The 18,793-nt window shown below is 43.0% G+C and carries 7 protein-coding genes, 6 rRNA genes and 1 riboswitch; of the genes, 3 read left to right on the top strand and 10 right to left on the bottom strand.

Annotated elements, in window-relative coordinates:
- Positions 1-60 precede the first annotated feature (60 nt).
- Positions 61-163: riboswitch (purine riboswitch) on the bottom strand.
- A gap of 113 nt (positions 164-276) precedes the next feature.
- Positions 277-534 (bottom strand): hypothetical protein, encoded by a 258-nt coding sequence (locus AAG186_RS00415; protein WP_342621757.1) that lies wholly within the window; start codon positions 532-534, stop codon positions 277-279.
- A 94-nt stretch (positions 535-628) separates the two neighbouring features.
- Between AAG186_RS00415 and AAG186_RS00410 the strand changes: the two genes are divergently transcribed.
- Positions 629-1,420, top strand: coding sequence for a GNAT family N-acetyltransferase (locus AAG186_RS00410; RefSeq protein ID WP_161637585.1), 792 nt, complete (start codon positions 629-631; stop codon positions 1,418-1,420).
- Positions 1,421-1,952: 532 nt separating this feature from the next.
- Here the strand turns inward: AAG186_RS00410 and rrf (AAG186_RS00405) are convergent.
- From rrf (AAG186_RS00405) to AAG186_RS00365, 9 genes are all read right to left on the bottom strand, one after another.
- Positions 1,953-2,066: ribosomal RNA gene (rrf, locus tag AAG186_RS00405) — 5S ribosomal RNA — on the bottom strand.
- A 76-nt stretch (positions 2,067-2,142) separates the two neighbouring features.
- Positions 2,143-5,040, bottom strand: a 23S ribosomal RNA gene (locus AAG186_RS00400).
- Between the two features lie 307 nt (positions 5,041-5,347).
- Positions 5,348-6,886, bottom strand: a 16S ribosomal RNA gene (locus AAG186_RS00395).
- A gap of 483 nt (positions 6,887-7,369) precedes the next feature.
- Positions 7,370-7,483 (bottom strand): 5S ribosomal RNA (gene rrf / locus AAG186_RS00390).
- 76 nt (positions 7,484-7,559) lie between these two features.
- A 23S ribosomal RNA gene (locus tag AAG186_RS00385) occupies positions 7,560-10,457 on the bottom strand.
- 306 nt (positions 10,458-10,763) lie between these two features.
- Positions 10,764-12,302 (bottom strand): 16S ribosomal RNA (locus AAG186_RS00380).
- Together the 16S, 23S and 5S rRNA genes form the textbook arrangement of a ribosomal RNA operon.
- Positions 12,303-12,572: 270 nt before the next feature.
- Positions 12,573-14,429 (bottom strand): heavy metal translocating P-type ATPase, encoded by a 1,857-nt coding sequence (locus AAG186_RS00375; RefSeq protein WP_161636944.1) that lies wholly within the window; start codon positions 14,427-14,429, stop codon positions 12,573-12,575.
- 150 nt (positions 14,430-14,579) lie between these two features.
- Positions 14,580-15,392, bottom strand: coding sequence for an aldo/keto reductase (locus tag AAG186_RS00370; RefSeq protein WP_125163822.1), 813 nt, complete (start codon positions 15,390-15,392; stop codon positions 14,580-14,582).
- Positions 15,389-16,300 carry a patatin-like phospholipase family protein gene (locus AAG186_RS00365; protein ID WP_331836506.1) on the bottom strand — a complete coding sequence of 304 codons (912 nt, stop codon included), beginning with the start codon at positions 16,298-16,300 and terminating at the stop codon, positions 15,389-15,391. The genes AAG186_RS00370 and AAG186_RS00365 overlap by 4 nt, the downstream gene beginning before the upstream one ends.
- 114 nt (positions 16,301-16,414) lie before the next feature.
- Here AAG186_RS00365 and AAG186_RS00360 point away from each other — a divergent pair, with 114 nt between their 5' ends.
- Both AAG186_RS00360 and AAG186_RS00355 read left to right on the top strand, forming a co-directional pair.
- Entirely contained in the window at positions 16,415-17,668 is a 1,254-nt protein-coding gene (locus tag AAG186_RS00360) for a DNA recombination protein RmuC (protein WP_161636942.1), read from the top strand.
- 117 nt (positions 17,669-17,785) lie between these two features.
- Positions 17,786-18,769 (top strand): D-isomer specific 2-hydroxyacid dehydrogenase family protein, encoded by a 984-nt coding sequence (locus AAG186_RS00355; protein ID WP_342621752.1) that lies wholly within the window; start codon positions 17,786-17,788, stop codon positions 18,767-18,769.
- The last annotated feature ends 24 nt before the right edge of the window (positions 18,770-18,793 follow it).

Raw genomic sequence — 18,793 nt, 5'->3', positions numbered from 1 at the left:
TCCTCTCCTTAGCTTTCTTTTGATTAAAAAACCAAATAAAAAAAGATCGGGAGAAAACGATCTTGCGAGTTTTCACCACGATAGTCGATGTGTTTACGGTACATCGGTAGATACTACCCAACCATATTATGGGTATTATATTTGGTTATTAATACATTGATAGTATAGGTTAGTTTAAGTACCAATGTCAACCACCATTTTTAAAAGGCTCCTATCATGGATCATTGATTCAATAAAAAACAACGAATGAACTATCCGTTGTGCGTTTTGTTTCCATTAATCCTGCGCGTTATCTTGAACGTTATCCTCTTTGCGTGCTTTTAGAATTGCAGTTGCAGAGCGTTCTGCCAACTTATCCATATTGGGAACATAGTTACCATTCCTCATTTTTCCTCGATCATCTGCCCCACGATATAATCCATAGAGCGCAACAAATATTCCAAACCACAAAAGCACCTCGTTGTTTTGTAAACCGATTCCTAATAGGAGAATCGCAATTCCTGAAAGTTGTAATCGTATTCCATTGTCCGTCATAGCATCCTCTTTTCTAGTACAATTATACAATTTATTTACATTAATACAAATGTATTCTGCACACGTGATACAATGATATCTATGAGGTGAGTACATGTACGAAATTATACAACTAAATGAGTCTAGCCTAGAAGAATTGGTAGAGGTAATCAATAATTCTTTTTCAGACTATGTTTTAAAAATAAAACTAACCGAGCTACAGCTCAAAAATAAACTGGAAAGCGTCCAAGCGAATCTAACCTATTCGTTTGGAGCTTTATACGAAGGTAAGTTAGTCGGCTTTATTATAAATGCAACAGATGATAGTTTAGCCTATAATGTTATGTCTGGCGTTGTTCCAAGTCACCGCCGTAAAGGTGTCTATACCCAAATGTTTGATGCAACAATTTCTTTTTTCAGTCTTTATGGTATTGACACATACCAACTTGAGGTTCTTCAGTCCAATGAAGAAGCAATTAAACTCTATACAAGAATGGGTTTTGAAAAAACTGTGTCCTACGCATGTTTTAGAGGAAATGTAGCGAATCAAGGAATTTCTGACAATGTGCGGGTTAATCTTGGCTCGAAATCAGATGAACTGAGTTATCTTTGGCACTTTGATCCATCGTTTTCAAATATGCACTATAACGTAAACGAACATAAGACCTATCGTATTGAAAAACAATCAATCGAGGCATTTATAACAGTCTCTACTACTGGCGGTGTACGCCATTTTGGCTATAACGATAAATCTCAATTCGTCGAACTCTTAACGCATGTCAGCTCAATTCATGATACTCTTATTATAAATAATATTGACTGTAATTCACATGAAGTAATTGAGTGCTTAATTGAACTTGGTTTTGATTTATATATGCGGCAATTCCAAATGGAACTTCATGTTTAAAAGATTATGCTTGGATTTGTAACTTAGAGTAGCGCGCGAAGGCGTGCACGACATATTTGGTTATTTATCCATAGTTTTGAATGAGATATTTTCATCAGTAGTTTCTCAGTGGACCATACTAATGGAAATGTCTCTTTTTTTATGGTTTTGTATGGTTATACTAGCCTGTGCCATTCCCATTCTCATTTCTTGCCACCAACGATCCTTTAAAGTTTTATTCTTAAGTTTAGTGTCATTAATTGATTACTTACTGATGCAGACACTATCGTATTTGAATAAAAGCTTGAATGTGAGATGTTTTGAATTGCAGGTGTCCAGTGAATTGGGAACATTACATGACTGTTTGTATAATCTCAATAGGGTCATTGCAAGTTCATCATAGCGTGTAATCACTTATCACAGGTATATTTGCACAGCAATTGCTTTGTGCTCATAGAAGGGCTACAAATATCTCACTTATGGATGCTAAGTACATTAATATGTAAATCTGATTGATCATAAAAAAAAGACACTCTAAATAGAGTGTCAAATTACCTGGCGATGAACTATCTTCACTAGCGCTTGGCTAGATATTGTCGCCGCTAAAGTGCTTAACTTCTGTGTTCGAGATGGGAACAGGTGTGACCACTTCGCTAAAACCACCAGATCTTAGTGCTTTAGAGAGATGAACTCTCAAAACTGAATAACAGAAATTTGATCTTTTTCGAATCGTTGTATCTTTTGTGATTAAAACCTCGACCTATTAGTATCAGTCAGCTCCACATATCACTATGCTTCCACCTCTGACCTATCAACCTGATCGTCTCTCAGGGGTCTTACTACTTACGTATGGGAAATCTCATCTTGGAGTTGGCTTCGTGCTTAGATGCTTTCAGCGCTTATCCAGTCCATACTTAGCTACCCAGCGATGCCCTTGGCAGAACAACTGGTACACCAGCGGTATGTCCATCCCGGTCCTCTCGTACTAGGGACAGCGCTCCTCAAATTTCCTACGCCCACAACAGATAGGGACCGAACTGTCTCACGACGTTCTGAACCCAGCTCGCGTACCGCTTTAATGGGCGGACAGCCCAACCCTTGGAACCTAATTCAGCTCCAGGATGCGATGAGCCGACATCGAGGTGCCAAACCTCGCCGTCGATGTGAACTCTTGGGCGAGATTAGCCTGTTATCCCCAGGGTAGCTTTTATCCGTTAAGCGACGGCCCTTCCACGCGGAACCGCCGGATCACTAAGCCCGACTTTCGTCCCTGCTCGACTTGTAGGTCTCGCAGTCAAGCACCCTTCTGCCTTTACGCTCGTCGATTGATTTCCAACCAATCTGAGGGTACCTTTGGGCGCCTCCGTTACTCTTTAGGAGGCGACCGCCCCAGTCAAACTGCCCACCTGACACTCTCCCGGTACCGGATCACGGTACGCGGTTAGAACTTCAAACATACAAGAGTGGTATCCCAATGGCGACTCCACATATACTAGCGTACATGCTTCATAGTCTCCCACCTATCCTGTACATGTAGGCTCAAAGTTCAATATCAAGCTACAGTAAAGCTCCATGGGGTCTTTCCGTCTAGTTGCGGGTAACCGGCATCTTTACCGGTACTAAGATTTCACCGAGTCTGCTGCCGAGACAGCGCCCAAATCGTTACACCTTTCGTGCGGGTCGGAACTTACCCGACAAGGAATTTCGCTACCTTAGGACCGTTATAGTTACGGCCGCCGTTCACTGGGGCTTCAGTTCAATGCTTCGAACGAATTCTAACATATTCCCTTAACCTTCCAGCACCGGGCAGGTGTCACCCCCTATACTTCGTCTTGCGACTTTGCAGAGAGCTGTGTTTTAGTTAAACAGTCGCTTGGGCCTCTTCACTGCGGCTCTTACGAGCACCCCTTCTCCCGAAGTTACGGGGTCATTTTGCCGAGTTCCTTGGCAACAGTTCTCTCGCTCACCTTAGGATTCTCTCCTTGCCTACCTGTGTCGGTTTTGGTACGGGCCAATACATAATTAACGCTAGAAACTTTTCTTGAGAGCTGGCATCAGTTACTTCGCTACTTCCTCACGGGTTCACTCCTCATAACGCCTTTGCTTTGCATGGCGGATTTGCCTACCATACAGCTCCTTCGCTTAAACCAGCACTTCCAGTCGCTGGCTTAACCTAGCCTTCTCTGTCATTCCTTCACTTATGTATCGGGTACAGGAATATCAACCTGTTGTCCATCGACTACGCTTTTCAGCCTCATCTTAGGTCCCGACTTACCCAGGGAGGACGAGCCTTCCCCTGGAAACCTTAGGCAATCGGTGTGTCAGATTCTCACTGACATCTCGCTACTCACACCGGCATTCTCACTTCTATACACTCCACTGCTCCTTACGGTACAGCTTCAACGCAGTATAGAACGCTCCCCTACCATTTATTGAAACAATAAATCCATAGTTTCGGTATCATACTTAGCCCCGGTACATTTTCGGCGCAGGGTCACTCGACTAGTGAGCTGTTACGCACTCTTTAAAGGATGGCTGCTTCTGAGCCAACCTCCTAGTTGTCTGTGCATCCCCACATCCTTTTCCACTTAGCATAAATTTTGGGACCTTAACTGATGGTCTGGGCTGTTTCCCTTTCGACTACGGACCTTATCACCCATAGTCTGACTGCCAACTACTATCCACTGGCATTCGGAGTTTGATTATATTCAGTACCCCGAGATGGGGCCATCATACATTCAGTGCTCTACCTCCAGTGGCCTTACATTGACGCTAGCCCTAAAGCTATTTCGGGGAGAACCAGCTATATCTGAGTTCGATTGGAATTTCTCCGCTAGCCACAACTCATCCGCCAGCTTTTCAACGATGGTCGGTTCGGTCCTCCATTTGGTTTCACCCAAACTTCAACCTGGTCATGGCTAGATCACTCAGTTTCGGGTCTACCACAATGTACTATATCGCCCTATTAAGACTCGCTTTCGCTTCGGCTCCGTCTCTTCAACTTAACCTCGCACATTATGAGTAACTCGCCGGTTCATTCTACAAAAGGCACGCCATCACCCATTAACGGGCTCTGACTTCTTGTAAGCATACGGTTTCAGGATCTATTTCACTCCGCTTCCGCGGTTCTTTTCACCTTTCCCTCACGGTACTGGTTCACTATCGGTCACTAAGGAGTATTTAGCCTTACCGGGTGGTCCCGGTTGATTCCGACAAGGTTTCACGTGCCTCGCCGTACTCAGGATACCACTAGAGTATCTTACGCTTTCGTCTACAGGGTTTGCACCTTCTTTGACTGGCCTTTCAATGCCATTCGACTAGCTTCGATATCCCACGTTGTGGTCCTACTACCCCATCACGAAGATGGTTTGGGCTTTTCCCGTTTCGCTCGCCACTACTCAGGGAATCACTTTTGTTTTCTTTTCCTCTTGCTACTAAGATGTTTCAGTTCGCAAGGTTGCCTCATCATAAACTATGTATTCATTTATGTGTAATACTGCATAACCAGTATTGGGTTTCCCCATTCGGATACCCCCGGATCGTTGTGTACGTACCACTCCCCGAGGCATTTCGCTGTTAGTCGCGTCCTTCATCAGCTCTTAGTGCCTAGGCATCCACCGTACGCCCTTACATATTTAATCACATGTAATTTCGCGCCCTAATTCTTAAAATCAGGTTTTTTTTACGCTTATCGCTTGATAAGCTGTGTGTTTGCTTTGATTGCTTACTTAATTGCTTAAGTTACTGTTTTTGTTTAACTTGATGTAAATCTAGTTTTATACAACTATTCGAAAAGATCATGTTGATAACATTTATTTCTTTGTCTATCTCTTTTTCTTTTCTGTTATTCAGTTTTCAAAGATCATTTTTCTTGAGATTCCAACGGACTCTCAAAACTAAACAGGAAACTTTAGGTGTCAACTTCACGTCTTTCTAATTACTCCTTAGAAAGGAGGTGATCCATCCCCACCTTCCGGTAGGGATACCTTGTTACGACTTAACCCCAATCATCGATCCTACCTTCGACGGCTCCCTCCTAGTAAACTAGGTTAGGCCACCGGCTTCGGGTATTACCAACTCTCATGGTTTGACGGGCGGTGTGTACAAGGCCCGAGAACGTATTCACCGCGGCATTCTGATCCGCGATTACTAGCGATTCCGACTTCATGGAGTCGAGTTGCAGACTCCAATCCGAACTGAGACGTACTTTCTGAGATTCGCTCCGCATCGCTGCTTCGCTGCCCTCTGTATACGCCATTGTAGTACGTGTGTAGCCCAGATCATAAGGGGCATGATGATTTGACGTCATCCCCACCTTCCTCCGGTTTATCACCGGCAGTCTCTTTAGAGTCCCCAACTTAATGCTGGTAACTAAAGACAAGGGTTGCGCTCGTTGCGGGACTTAACCCAACATCTCACGACACGAGCTGACGACAACCATGCACCACCTGTATCCGCCATAACTATTACACATCTCTGTGCTTTTGCGCGGTATGTCAAGACCTGGTAAGGTTCTTCGCGTTGCTTCGAATTAAACCACATACTCCACCGCTTGTGCGGGCCCCCGTCAATTCCTTTGAGTTTTACGCTTGCGCGCATACTCCCCAGGCGGGATACTTATTGCGTTAACTACAGCACTGAATTTCTCCAACACTTAGTATCCATCGTTTACGGCGTGGACTACTAGGGTATCTAATCCTATTTGCTCCCCACGCTTTCGAGCCTCAGCGTCAGTTACAGGCCAGTTAGCCGCCTTCGCCACTGGTGTTCCTCCATATATCTACGCATTTTACCGCTACACATGGAATTCCACTAACCTCTCCTGCACTCTAGTCTACCAGTTTCTATGGCATCACGGGGTTAAGCCCCGAACTTTAACCATAAACTTGATAAACCGCCTGCGCTCCCTTTACGCCCAATAATTCCGGATAACGCTTGCCACCTACGTATTACCGCGGCTGCTGGCACGTAGTTAGCCGTGGCTTTCTGGTAAGGTACCGTCATATAAGAAGCATTCCCTCTTCCTATCGTTCTTCCCTTACAACAGAGCTTTACAACCCGAAGGCCGTCTTCACTCACGCGGCGTTGCTCGGTCAGGGTTTCCCCCATTGCCGAAAATTCCCTACTGCTGCCTCCCGTAGGAGTCTGGGCCGTGTCTCAGTCCCAGTGTGGCCGGTCACCCTCTCAGGTCGGCTACGCATCATCGTCTTGGTAAGCCGTTACCTTACCAACTAACTAATGCGCCATAAGCCCATCTCGTTGTGATGTATCCCATCTTTAATTAATCTAAGATGTCTTAGATTAACGTATCCGGTATTAGCAGAAGTTTCCCTCTGTTATCCCAGGCATCGAGGCAGGTTGCTTATGTATTACTCACCCGTTCGCCACTAAGTTCCAAGGAGCAAGCTCCTCTTCACTTCGTTCGACTTGCATGTATTAGGCACGCCGCCAGCGTTCATCCTGAGCCAGGATCAAACTCTCCATTTGATTCTTTCTCTTTTTAACTCTGACGAGTTTTGTTTATTTATTTATCCGTATTTCTTTTTGAAATTGACGTTTCCTGTTTAGTTTTCAAAGACCATTTTCTGCACTCGGTTTCCCTTAGCGCTTGTATATAATACCACCCTCTTTATCCACCGTCAACACTATTTTCACTTTATTTTGACATTTCTTCTTTTTTTAGGTCTTTTCCGCCTTTTCGTGATTTTCACGGTTCATTCCACCCGTTTTTACCCCGTTTTTGATTCATTCCTCAGCCCTTTTATCTGCATTTTAATCGATAATTTCGTGATGTTTCTTTCGTGGATCCATACTTTCGAGGCTTTAGTTCATCGAAAACAGACCGACTTTCTACGCATTTATTTTCATCCTTATTTTAAAGAAGCAACGTTTAATAGATTTCATCGTAAATGCATCGCGTGTTGCATGGAGATGCATAAAAAAAAGACACTCTAAATAGAGTGTCAAATTACCTGGCGATGAACTATCTTCACTAGCGCTTGGCTAGATATTGTCGCCGCTAAAGTGCTTAACTTCTGTGTTCGAGATGGGAACAGGTGTGACCACTTCGCTAAAACCACCAGATCTTAGTGCTTTAGAGAGATGAACTCTCAAAACTGAATAACAGAAATTTGATCTTTTTCGAATCGTTGTATCTTTTGTGATTAAAACCTCGACCTATTAGTATCAGTCAGCTCCACATATCACTATGCTTCCACCTCTGACCTATCAACCTGATCGTCTCTCAGGGGTCTTACTACTTACGTATGGGAAATCTCATCTTGGAGTTGGCTTCGTGCTTAGATGCTTTCAGCGCTTATCCAGTCCATACTTAGCTACCCAGCGATGCCCTTGGCAGAACAACTGGTACACCAGCGGTATGTCCATCCCGGTCCTCTCGTACTAGGGACAGCGCTCCTCAAATTTCCTACGCCCACAACAGATAGGGACCGAACTGTCTCACGACGTTCTGAACCCAGCTCGCGTACCGCTTTAATGGGCGGACAGCCCAACCCTTGGAACCTAATTCAGCTCCAGGATGCGATGAGCCGACATCGAGGTGCCAAACCTCGCCGTCGATGTGAACTCTTGGGCGAGATTAGCCTGTTATCCCCAGGGTAGCTTTTATCCGTTAAGCGACGGCCCTTCCACGCGGAACCGCCGGATCACTAAGCCCGACTTTCGTCCCTGCTCGACTTGTAGGTCTCGCAGTCAAGCACCCTTCTGCCTTTACGCTCGTCGATTGATTTCCAACCAATCTGAGGGTACCTTTGGGCGCCTCCGTTACTCTTTAGGAGGCGACCGCCCCAGTCAAACTGCCCACCTGACACTCTCCCGGTACCGGATCACGGTACGCGGTTAGAACTTCAAACATACAAGAGTGGTATCCCAATGGCGACTCCACATATACTAGCGTACATGCTTCATAGTCTCCCACCTATCCTGTACATGTAGGCTCAAAGTTCAATATCAAGCTACAGTAAAGCTCCATGGGGTCTTTCCGTCTAGTTGCGGGTAACCGGCATCTTTACCGGTACTAAGATTTCACCGAGTCTGCTGCCGAGACAGCGCCCAAATCGTTACACCTTTCGTGCGGGTCGGAACTTACCCGACAAGGAATTTCGCTACCTTAGGACCGTTATAGTTACGGCCGCCGTTCACTGGGGCTTCAGTTCAATGCTTCGAACGAATTCTAACATATTCCCTTAACCTTCCAGCACCGGGCAGGTGTCACCCCCTATACTTCGTCTTGCGACTTTGCAGAGAGCTGTGTTTTAGTTAAACAGTCGCTTGGGCCTCTTCACTGCGGCTCTTACGAGCACCCCTTCTCCCGAAGTTACGGGGTCATTTTGCCGAGTTCCTTGGCAACAGTTCTCTCGCTCACCTTAGGATTCTCTCCTTGCCTACCTGTGTCGGTTTTGGTACGGGCCAATACATAATTAACGCTAGAAACTTTTCTTGAGAGCTGGCATCAGTTACTTCGCTACTTCCTCACGGGTTCACTCCTCATAACGCCTTTGCTTTGCATGGCGGATTTGCCTACCATACAGCTCCTTCGCTTAAACCAGCACTTCCAGTCGCTGGCTTAACCTAGCCTTCTCTGTCATTCCTTCACTTATGTATCGGGTACAGGAATATCAACCTGTTGTCCATCGACTACGCTTTTCAGCCTCATCTTAGGTCCCGACTTACCCAGGGAGGACGAGCCTTCCCCTGGAAACCTTAGGCAATCGGTGTGTCAGATTCTCACTGACATCTCGCTACTCACACCGGCATTCTCACTTCTATACACTCCACTGCTCCTTACGGTACAGCTTCAACGCAGTATAGAACGCTCCCCTACCATTTATTGAAACAATAAATCCATAGTTTCGGTATCATACTTAGCCCCGGTACATTTTCGGCGCAGGGTCACTCGACTAGTGAGCTGTTACGCACTCTTTAAAGGATGGCTGCTTCTGAGCCAACCTCCTAGTTGTCTGTGCATCCCCACATCCTTTTCCACTTAGCATGAATTTTGGGACCTTAACTGATGGTCTGGGCTGTTTCCCTTTCGACTACGGACCTTATCACCCATAGTCTGACTGCCAACTACTATCCACTGGCATTCGGAGTTTGATTATATTCAGTACCCCGAGATGGGGCCATCATACATTCAGTGCTCTACCTCCAGTGGCCTTACATTGACGCTAGCCCTAAAGCTATTTCGGGGAGAACCAGCTATATCTGAGTTCGATTGGAATTTCTCCGCTAGCCACAACTCATCCGCCAGCTTTTCAACGATGGTCGGTTCGGTCCTCCATTTGGTTTCACCCAAACTTCAACCTGGTCATGGCTAGATCACTCAGTTTCGGGTCTACCACAATGTACTATATCGCCCTATTAAGACTCGCTTTCGCTTCGGCTCCGTCTCTTCAACTTAACCTCGCACATTATGAGTAACTCGCCGGTTCATTCTACAAAAGGCACGCCATCACCCATTAACGGGCTCTGACTTCTTGTAAGCATACGGTTTCAGGATCTATTTCACTCCGCTTCCGCGGTTCTTTTCACCTTTCCCTCACGGTACTGGTTCACTATCGGTCACTAAGGAGTATTTAGCCTTACCGGGTGGTCCCGGTTGATTCCGACAAGGTTTCACGTGCCTCGCCGTACTCAGGATACCACTAGAGTATCTTACGCTTTCGTCTACAGGGTTTGCACCTTCTTTGACTGGCCTTTCAATGCCATTCGACTAGCTTCGATATCCCACGTTGTGGTCCTACTACCCCATCACGAAGATGGTTTGGGCTTTTCCCGTTTCGCTCGCCACTACTCAGGGAATCACTTTTGTTTTCTTTTCCTCTTGCTACTAAGATGTTTCAGTTCGCAAGGTTGCCTCATCATAAACTATGTATTCATTTATGTGTAATACTGCATAACCAGTATTGGGTTTCCCCATTCGGATACCCCCGGATCGTTGTGTACGTACCACTCCCCGAGGCATTTCGCTGTTAGTCGCGTCCTTCATCAGCTCTTAGTGCCTAGGCATCCACCGTACGCCCTTACATATTTAATCACATGTAATTTCGCGCCCTAATTCTTAAAATCAGGTTTTTTTACGCTTATCGCTTGATAAGCTGTGTGTTTGCTTTGATTGCTTACTTAATTGCTTAAGTTACTGTTTTTGTTTAACTTGATGTAAATCTAGTTTTATACAACTATTCGAAAAGATCATGTTGATAACATTTATTTCTTTGTCTATCTCTTTTTCTTTTCTGTTATTCAGTTTTCAAAGATCATTTTTCTTGAGATTCCAACGGACTCTCAAAACTAAACAGGAAACTTTAGGTGTCAACTTCACGTCTTTCTAATTACTCCTTAGAAAGGAGGTGATCCATCCCCACCTTCCGGTAGGGATACCTTGTTACGACTTAACCCCAATCATCGATCCTACCTTCGACGGCTCCCTCCTAGTAAACTAGGTTAGGCCACCGGCTTCGGGTATTACCAACTCTCATGGTTTGACGGGCGGTGTGTACAAGGCCCGAGAACGTATTCACCGCGGCATTCTGATCCGCGATTACTAGCGATTCCGACTTCATGGAGTCGAGTTGCAGACTCCAATCCGAACTGAGACGTACTTTCTGAGATTCGCTCCGCATCGCTGCTTCGCTGCCCTCTGTATACGCCATTGTAGTACGTGTGTAGCCCAGATCATAAGGGGCATGATGATTTGACGTCATCCCCACCTTCCTCCGGTTTATCACCGGCAGTCTCTTTAGAGTCCCCAACTTAATGCTGGTAACTAAAGACAAGGGTTGCGCTCGTTGCGGGACTTAACCCAACATCTCACGACACGAGCTGACGACAACCATGCACCACCTGTATCCGCCATAACTATTACACATCTCTGTGCTTTTGCGCGGTATGTCAAGACCTGGTAAGGTTCTTCGCGTTGCTTCGAATTAAACCACATACTCCACCGCTTGTGCGGGCCCCCGTCAATTCCTTTGAGTTTTACGCTTGCGCGCATACTCCCCAGGCGGGATACTTATTGCGTTAACTACAGCACTGAATTTCTCCAACACTTAGTATCCATCGTTTACGGCGTGGACTACTAGGGTATCTAATCCTATTTGCTCCCCACGCTTTCGAGCCTCAGCGTCAGTTACAGGCCAGTTAGCCGCCTTCGCCACTGGTGTTCCTCCATATATCTACGCATTTTACCGCTACACATGGAATTCCACTAACCTCTCCTGCACTCTAGTCTACCAGTTTCTATGGCATCACGGGGTTAAGCCCCGAACTTTAACCATAAACTTGATAAACCGCCTGCGCTCCCTTTACGCCCAATAATTCCGGATAACGCTTGCCACCTACGTATTACCGCGGCTGCTGGCACGTAGTTAGCCGTGGCTTTCTGGTAAGGTACCGTCATATAAGAAGCATTCCCTCTTCCTATCGTTCTTCCCTTACAACAGAGCTTTACAACCCGAAGGCCGTCTTCACTCACGCGGCGTTGCTCGGTCAGGGTTTCCCCCATTGCCGAAAATTCCCTACTGCTGCCTCCCGTAGGAGTCTGGGCCGTGTCTCAGTCCCAGTGTGGCCGGTCACCCTCTCAGGTCGGCTACGCATCATCGTCTTGGTAAGCCGTTACCTTACCAACTAACTAATGCGCCATAAGCCCATCTCGTTGTGATGTATCCCATCTTTAATTAATCTAAGATGTCTTAGATTAACGTATCCGGTATTAGCAGAAGTTTCCCTCTGTTATCCCAGGCATCGAGGCAGGTTGCTTATGTATTACTCACCCGTTCGCCACTAAGTTCCAAGGAGCAAGCTCCTCTTCACTTCGTTCGACTTGCATGTATTAGGCACGCCGCCAGCGTTCATCCTGAGCCAGGATCAAACTCTCCATTTGATTCTTTCTCTTTTTAACTCTGACGAGTTTTGTTTATTTATTTATCCGTATTTCTTTTTGAAATTGACGTTTCCTGTTTAGTTTTCAAAGACCATTTTCTGCACTCGGTTTCCCTTAGCGCTTGTATATAATACCACCCTCTTTATCCACCGTCAACACTATTTTCACTTTATTTTAAGTTTGTTCTTAAATAATTTGTATATGTGATTTTAAAGGTTTGTTTGGGTGCTTTTAAGCAATAAAAAAAGGGGAATATCCCCTTTAAACCACTTAATCATTTATTTTTATTTCTTTCAAGAGTCTTAAACTGTTTAAAATCACTAGAATTGTACTTCCTTCATGACCAACTACACCAAGCGGAAGTGATATGCGGTCAAAGAAGTTGGAGATGACTAATAGAAGAATGACACCAATTGCGAAGCCAACATTTTGAATTACAATCTTTCGAAGTTTTAAAGAGAGTTCGATAGCATATCGGATTCCGGTGATATCATCTTTAACCAGAATAATATCTGCAGCCTCCATTGCTATGTCGGTTCCACTTCCCATTGCAACCCCAATAGTTGCATTCGCAAGCGCGGGCGCATCGTTAATTCCATCTCCGATCATTACAACGGTTCCATATTCTCGTTCCAAATCACGAATAATAGTTGCTTTTTCATCCGGAAGACATTCCGCAATAATTTTTGAGACGCCAATTTGAGATCCAATATGCTCTGCTGTTTTCTGGTTATCACCTGTAATCATGACTGTCTTGATATTATTTTTGTTTAACCAACGAACCAAAGATAACGCTTCGGGACGGATTACGTCCGTCAGACCAAGCACACCAATAACATCTCCATCTTGTTGGACGTATACAAGACTATTCCCTTTTTCTGCAAATTCAAGTCCTTTGTCTGTAACAATTTGATCTTCTGAAGTCATATGGTCGAGTTTACCGATTCGATATTCTTTTCCTGCATAAACCCCTTTAATTCCATACCCTGCAATTTCTTCAACATTGTTTGCTGATGGATACTCTTCGATTTTTAATTCATTATAAAGACCTGTTACTACCGCACTCGCAAGTGGATGCGTTGAGTACTGTTCAATTGCAATGATCGCTTCACCGACCTCACGCGCATCAACATCATCAATATAGAATATATCAGTTAACGATGGTACACCCTGCGTTAATGTTCCGGTCTTATCAAAAGCAACTGCTTTTGCATCCATCATGTTTTCAAAATGGATACCGCCTTTTACCAATATACCGCGCTTTGCACCGTTTGAAATTGCCGATAAGGTTGCTGGTGTTACCGATGCAATAAGGGCACATGGTGATGCAACAACCAATAAAATCATTCCACGATAAAATGCCTCTTGGAACGATTGACCCATTGTGAGGATAGGAATAAGAATTACCAATAAAACAACAACCAATACAATACGTGCATAGTAATCTTCAATACGCTCAATAAAACGAGCTGTCTTTGACGGATATTGTTGTGCTTCTTCAACCATCTTCACAATTTTTTGAATAAGTGTATCGTTAACCAAAGTATTAACTTCAATGGTTAATGGATTCGAAATGTTGAGTGTTCCTCCAAAGACCATGTCTCCAACACTCTTTTCTTTAGGCATTGATTCACCTGTAATTGCCGCCTCTTCGATACTGCTTTGACCTTTGTAAATCATTGCATCAATTGGAACGGTTTCTCCAACAGCAACAATGACCTTATCGCCAATCTCTAACGCTTCGACGGGTACAACTTCAGTACTTCCATTTTTATTCATTCGTGTAGCTTCTGTTGGTTGCAGTTCCATTAAAGAACGAATTTCACGTTGACTACGGTCAAGGGTTAGCTCTTCTAGCGCTCCTGATAAAGAAAAAATAAATATTAAGACTGCACCTTCCATATAATAGCCGATTAAACATGCTCCAATAGCAGATAGAATCATTAAAAGTTCCACATTCAAATGTTTATTTTGAACTGTATCTGTAATCCCTTCTTTCGTTTGGTTATAGCCACCAATCGCAATTGCCAAAATTAATAGTACGTTGTTATTAAGTATTGCTCCTAGCAACAACAGAATCCCACAGATTATGGTTTCTTTTAAACTTAATAATGTTTCTTTCCACATAACTAACCCTCCAATAATAATGATAATGATTATCAATATATGTATATTATACCATCTTGAATTGATAAATCCACTCATAAGGTATAAGATTATTCATTCTTTAAATAAAATAATTCACAAGGTTGAATAAAAAAATAGAGCACATAAGCTCTATTTAATTTTATATTTATTAGGGTTCGTACCTAAATGTAGGTTTTCATTGTGATTATTCACAACATCTACTTCAGCATTTGTTAATTCAAAATCAAAAATATCAAAGTTTTCTTCCAATCGCTCAAACGATTGCGTTTTTGGGAATACGATCCAATCTGTTTGTATCTGCCATCTTAATGTAATCTGTGCAGGTGTTTTATGATACTTCTGCGCTAACTTGACAATGGCTTCACTTTCAGAAACTTTATTACGAGCAATTGGCATCCATCCTTCGCACGCGATATTATGTCGATCGCACACTTTTTTTAATTCTTCCTGAACTAAATATGGATGACGTTCAATTTGATTTACCATCGGAATAACCGTCGCTTCTTCTAACAAAATTTCTAACTGTTCTACATTAAAGTTCGAAACGCCGATTGCCTTAGCTCTCTTATTCCTATAGATTTCTTCAAAAGCACGCCATGTATCACATGAGGCTGGCTGTGGCCAGTGGATTAAATAAAGATCAACATAGTCCAAACCAAGCTTTTTTAACGATAAATCAAAAGCCTGAAGTGCCGATTCATAGCCTTGATCCTCATTCCAACACTTTGTCGTAATAAAAAGTTCTTCTCGTGGAATTCCAGAATCTTTAATCGCACGTCCAACTTCCACTTCATTATTATAAATCATGGCAGTATCAATATGACGATATCCAAGTTCAAGCGCTTTTAATACAATTTGATATGCATCATCTTCCACCAAGCGATATGTTCCCAAGCCCAACATCGGCATCGTAGTTCCATTACGCAACGTTTTAAATTTCATGAGAGTCCTCCCAATTCTTCCTTAATTCGTTCCCAGAGTGTTTTTTTCTTTACGAGCGCTTTTATGTCATCCTTATGTTTTTCAACAACAAGATCCGCACGATCCATGGTAAAACGACCTTTACCAAGTTCAAAAACCCACACATCATCGAGCGGAACATTTATATGAATATCCGCTTTCTTCACAATATGATAATCTTCTTCAATCCGCATCAGATCCATGCAACGTGTCGCAATAGCCATCAGTGAATTATATTCATGAAATGACTCATTAGAATGCATCGTTACAGCGATTGTTTTGTCAGCACCATATGCCTCTACTAATTCGAGTGGCAGGTTCATTCGCACACCACCATCTACCAGCATATATCCCTGGTATTCCATTGCTGCTATCACAAACGGAAATGAACACGATGCACGCACCGCTTTAGCCAACGGAATATCCGTAACAATCTCCCACATTGGATCAAGCGTTTTAAATTCATTGGGATGTGAAACAAAGCAGATGATTTTCCCCGTGGTTAAATCAACAGCTGGAATCGCAAGTGGAATTTTCACCTCTGAAATATTATGTACCCCGATTTCATCAAGAACTTTTTGAAGTTCATCTTCGAGTTCTTGTCCATCCACATATCCACCCGTAAGTTTTTCTTTTGAAAATGGAAGTAATTTAAGGCTTGGCTTTGAGAAAATATGCTTTTCTTTAATATTTCGCTCTAATTTCAAAACAATATCCGTCAATTCATCGGAGGTTAATCCACAGGATACCAGAGCAGCAATTACAGAACCCATTGATGTTCCTGACACCATATCAATTTTTATGTTCTCTTCGTTTAATGCTCGAATAACAGGAAGTTGAGAAATTGATTTAACACCGCCTCCTGATAAAGCTAATCCTATTTTATTCATATTGACACCTCTATCCTTATTATACTATAAAATATTCGATCTATTCGATAAACGCATGAAATTGACACGGCGACGCTGAAGTGTCGTATAATAGTTTTAATTAAAGGAGCCACTATGACACAAATATTATTAATACTTATTATTGTACTTTTACTTATCCTTATATATTTGCAATTAAGTTTTCAACGAAATCCTACGAATCTTGACGACATTACCAATCAGGTCTCACAACTTAAAGATTTGGTAACACATCAAGCAAACAACGCAATGAATCAAATGGTTGCACTTGATTTTGAAAGTCGAGAGAAGACCTCTGATAAGTTTAATCAATTTACAGACCGAATAGATATCCGTTTTAATGACCTAACACAAAGAAATATTGTATTTGAAAAAGAGGTCAATCGCGCTTTAATCCTCTTTCACGACAAAATGAATCTTCAATTGGATCAACAGTTTACAAAACTCACAGAGAGTGTGGAAAAAAGATTACTGCTTATGGACGAAAAAGTAAACCAATCACTGGATCAGGGATTTAAAAAAACTAACGACACCTTCACAAATATCGTGGAGCGATTAAGTAAGATTGATGAAGCCCAAAAGAAAATTGATGCCCTTTCAGTTGAGATTGTTTCATTACAAGATGTTCTTACCGATAAAAAAACACGCGGAACTTTTGGAGAAGTGCAGCTGCATCAAATTTTAGCGTCAATTTTCGGGGATAAAAATGATCGAATTTACCAAATGCAGTACAACTTATCACCAGGCATACGACCTGATGCAGTTCTTTTTGCACCCGAGCCACTTGGTACACTAGTTATCGACTCCAAATTCCCACTTGAGAATTATCGACGTATGATTGATAAATCTTTGGACCCAAACCAACGACAAAATGCAGAACGACAGTTTGTTCTTGATTGCAAGAAGCATATTGATGCAATTTCGAATAAATATATCATTTCGGGGGTTACTTCGGATCAAGCATTAATGTTTGTTCCTGCCGAAGCTGTGTTTGCTACCATTAACGCTTATCATTCGGACATCTTGGAATATGCACAAAGAAAACGTGTGTGGCTGGTTTCACCAACAACACTTATGAGCACACTGACGACAATTCAAACTATCCTCGTAAATCTCGAACGCGAAAAATATGCAAGTGTCATCCACGATGAACTCAATCGCTTGCACACTGAATTTGACCGTTATCGTTTGCGATGGGATAATTTAAGTAAACATATCGAAAATGTCAATCAAGATGTCAAGGATTTACACATCACATCTCGTAAGATATCCAGTCGCTTTGAGTCAATTTCTGGTGTGGATCGCGAAGCCCTCTCACAAACACAGATTGATAATCAACAATCGCAATGATAACTTTTATTGGTAGGGCATTTATGGGCGCCTTACACCCTTTCTGTCCTAATTTATTGTAGGATACACATGATGATGTTTTTACACGTCTAATAATTATGAAGGAGAATATTGAATATGAAATTAATTGCTTATGCTGTCCGCCCCGATGAAACGGAAGCGTTTGAACGTTATGCTAAAGAAATGAACATTGAATTAAAAGTTGTTCCTGCGCAACTTAGTAAGGATAATGCGTTAGAAGCTAAGGGTTATGAGGCAGTGGCTTTTCTCGGTAACTGCGATGCAAGTCGAGGCGTTCTTGAGATTCTTGCGCAGGGCGGGACAAAATACATCGCATCTCGTTCGGCTGGGTTTAATAATGTCGACATGGATGCCGTTCGCGATCTCGGTCTAAAATTCTCAAATGCAACGTACTCCCCCAATTGTGTTGCCGATTTTGCGGTAATGTTAATTCTAATGTCATTACGTAATATGAAAGCAATCATGAAACGTACAGAAATCAAGGATTATTCTTTAGCCGGTCTTCAAGGAAAAGAGATGCATAACATGACATTTGGTGTTATTGGAACCGGACGTATCGGATGTATTACTGCACGTAACCTCTCAGGGTTTGGTGGCCGTATTATTGGATATGACCTTTATGAAAATGATGCCATTAAAGATGTTTTAACTTATGTGGATCTTGAAACACTTCTAAAAGAAGCGGATGTCATTACACTACACGCACCGCTCTTTGAATCAACACACCACATCATCAACGACAAGCATCTTGCGCTTACAAAACCTGGTGTAGTAATTGTCAACTGCGCACGTGGAGAATTAATTGATACAGATGCACTCATTAAATATGTTGAAAACGGTCATATTGGTGCTGTAGGTCTTGATGTTCTTGAAGGCGAACTCGGCATCTTCCATAAAGACCACCGCTTATCCACACTGACAAATCACCAACTAACGTTATTAGAAAGTCATAAGAACGTTATTATCACACCGCATTGTGCTTTCTACACAGATCAAGCTGTATCGGACATGGTCGAGGTTGCCTTGCGCTCTTTGGATTCTTTTGTTAAAACAAATGAAAGTTCATGGGAGATTCAATAAATTCTATTTCTGAAAAGGATTAAT

Source organism: Erysipelothrix sp. P66, assembly GCF_038682365.1.
In the GTDB taxonomy this organism is placed as follows: Bacteria; Bacillota_I; Bacilli_A; order Erysipelotrichales; family Erysipelotrichaceae; genus Erysipelothrix; species Erysipelothrix piscisicarius.
The sequence above is the reverse complement of the archived record's forward strand: the minus strand, read 5'-3'. Positions and strand labels throughout refer to the sequence as shown.

Coding starts and splice junctions, on each gene's coding strand:
- AAG186_RS00415 (WP_342621757.1), bottom strand. CDS start 534: ATGACGGACAATGGAATACGATTACAACTTTCAGGAATTGCGATTCTC.
- AAG186_RS00410 (WP_161637585.1), top strand. CDS start 629: ATGTACGAAATTATACAACTAAATGAGTCTAGCCTAGAAGAATTGGTA.
- AAG186_RS00375 (WP_161636944.1), bottom strand. CDS start 14,429: ATGTGGAAAGAAACATTATTAAGTTTAAAAGAAACCATAATCTGTGGG.
- AAG186_RS00370 (WP_125163822.1), bottom strand. CDS start 15,392: ATGAAATTTAAAACGTTGCGTAATGGAACTACGATGCCGATGTTGGGC.
- AAG186_RS00365 (WP_331836506.1), bottom strand. CDS start 16,300: ATGAATAAAATAGGATTAGCTTTATCAGGAGGCGGTGTTAAATCAATT.
- AAG186_RS00360 (WP_161636942.1), top strand. CDS start 16,415: ATGACACAAATATTATTAATACTTATTATTGTACTTTTACTTATCCTT.
- AAG186_RS00355 (WP_342621752.1), top strand. CDS start 17,786: ATGAAATTAATTGCTTATGCTGTCCGCCCCGATGAAACGGAAGCGTTT.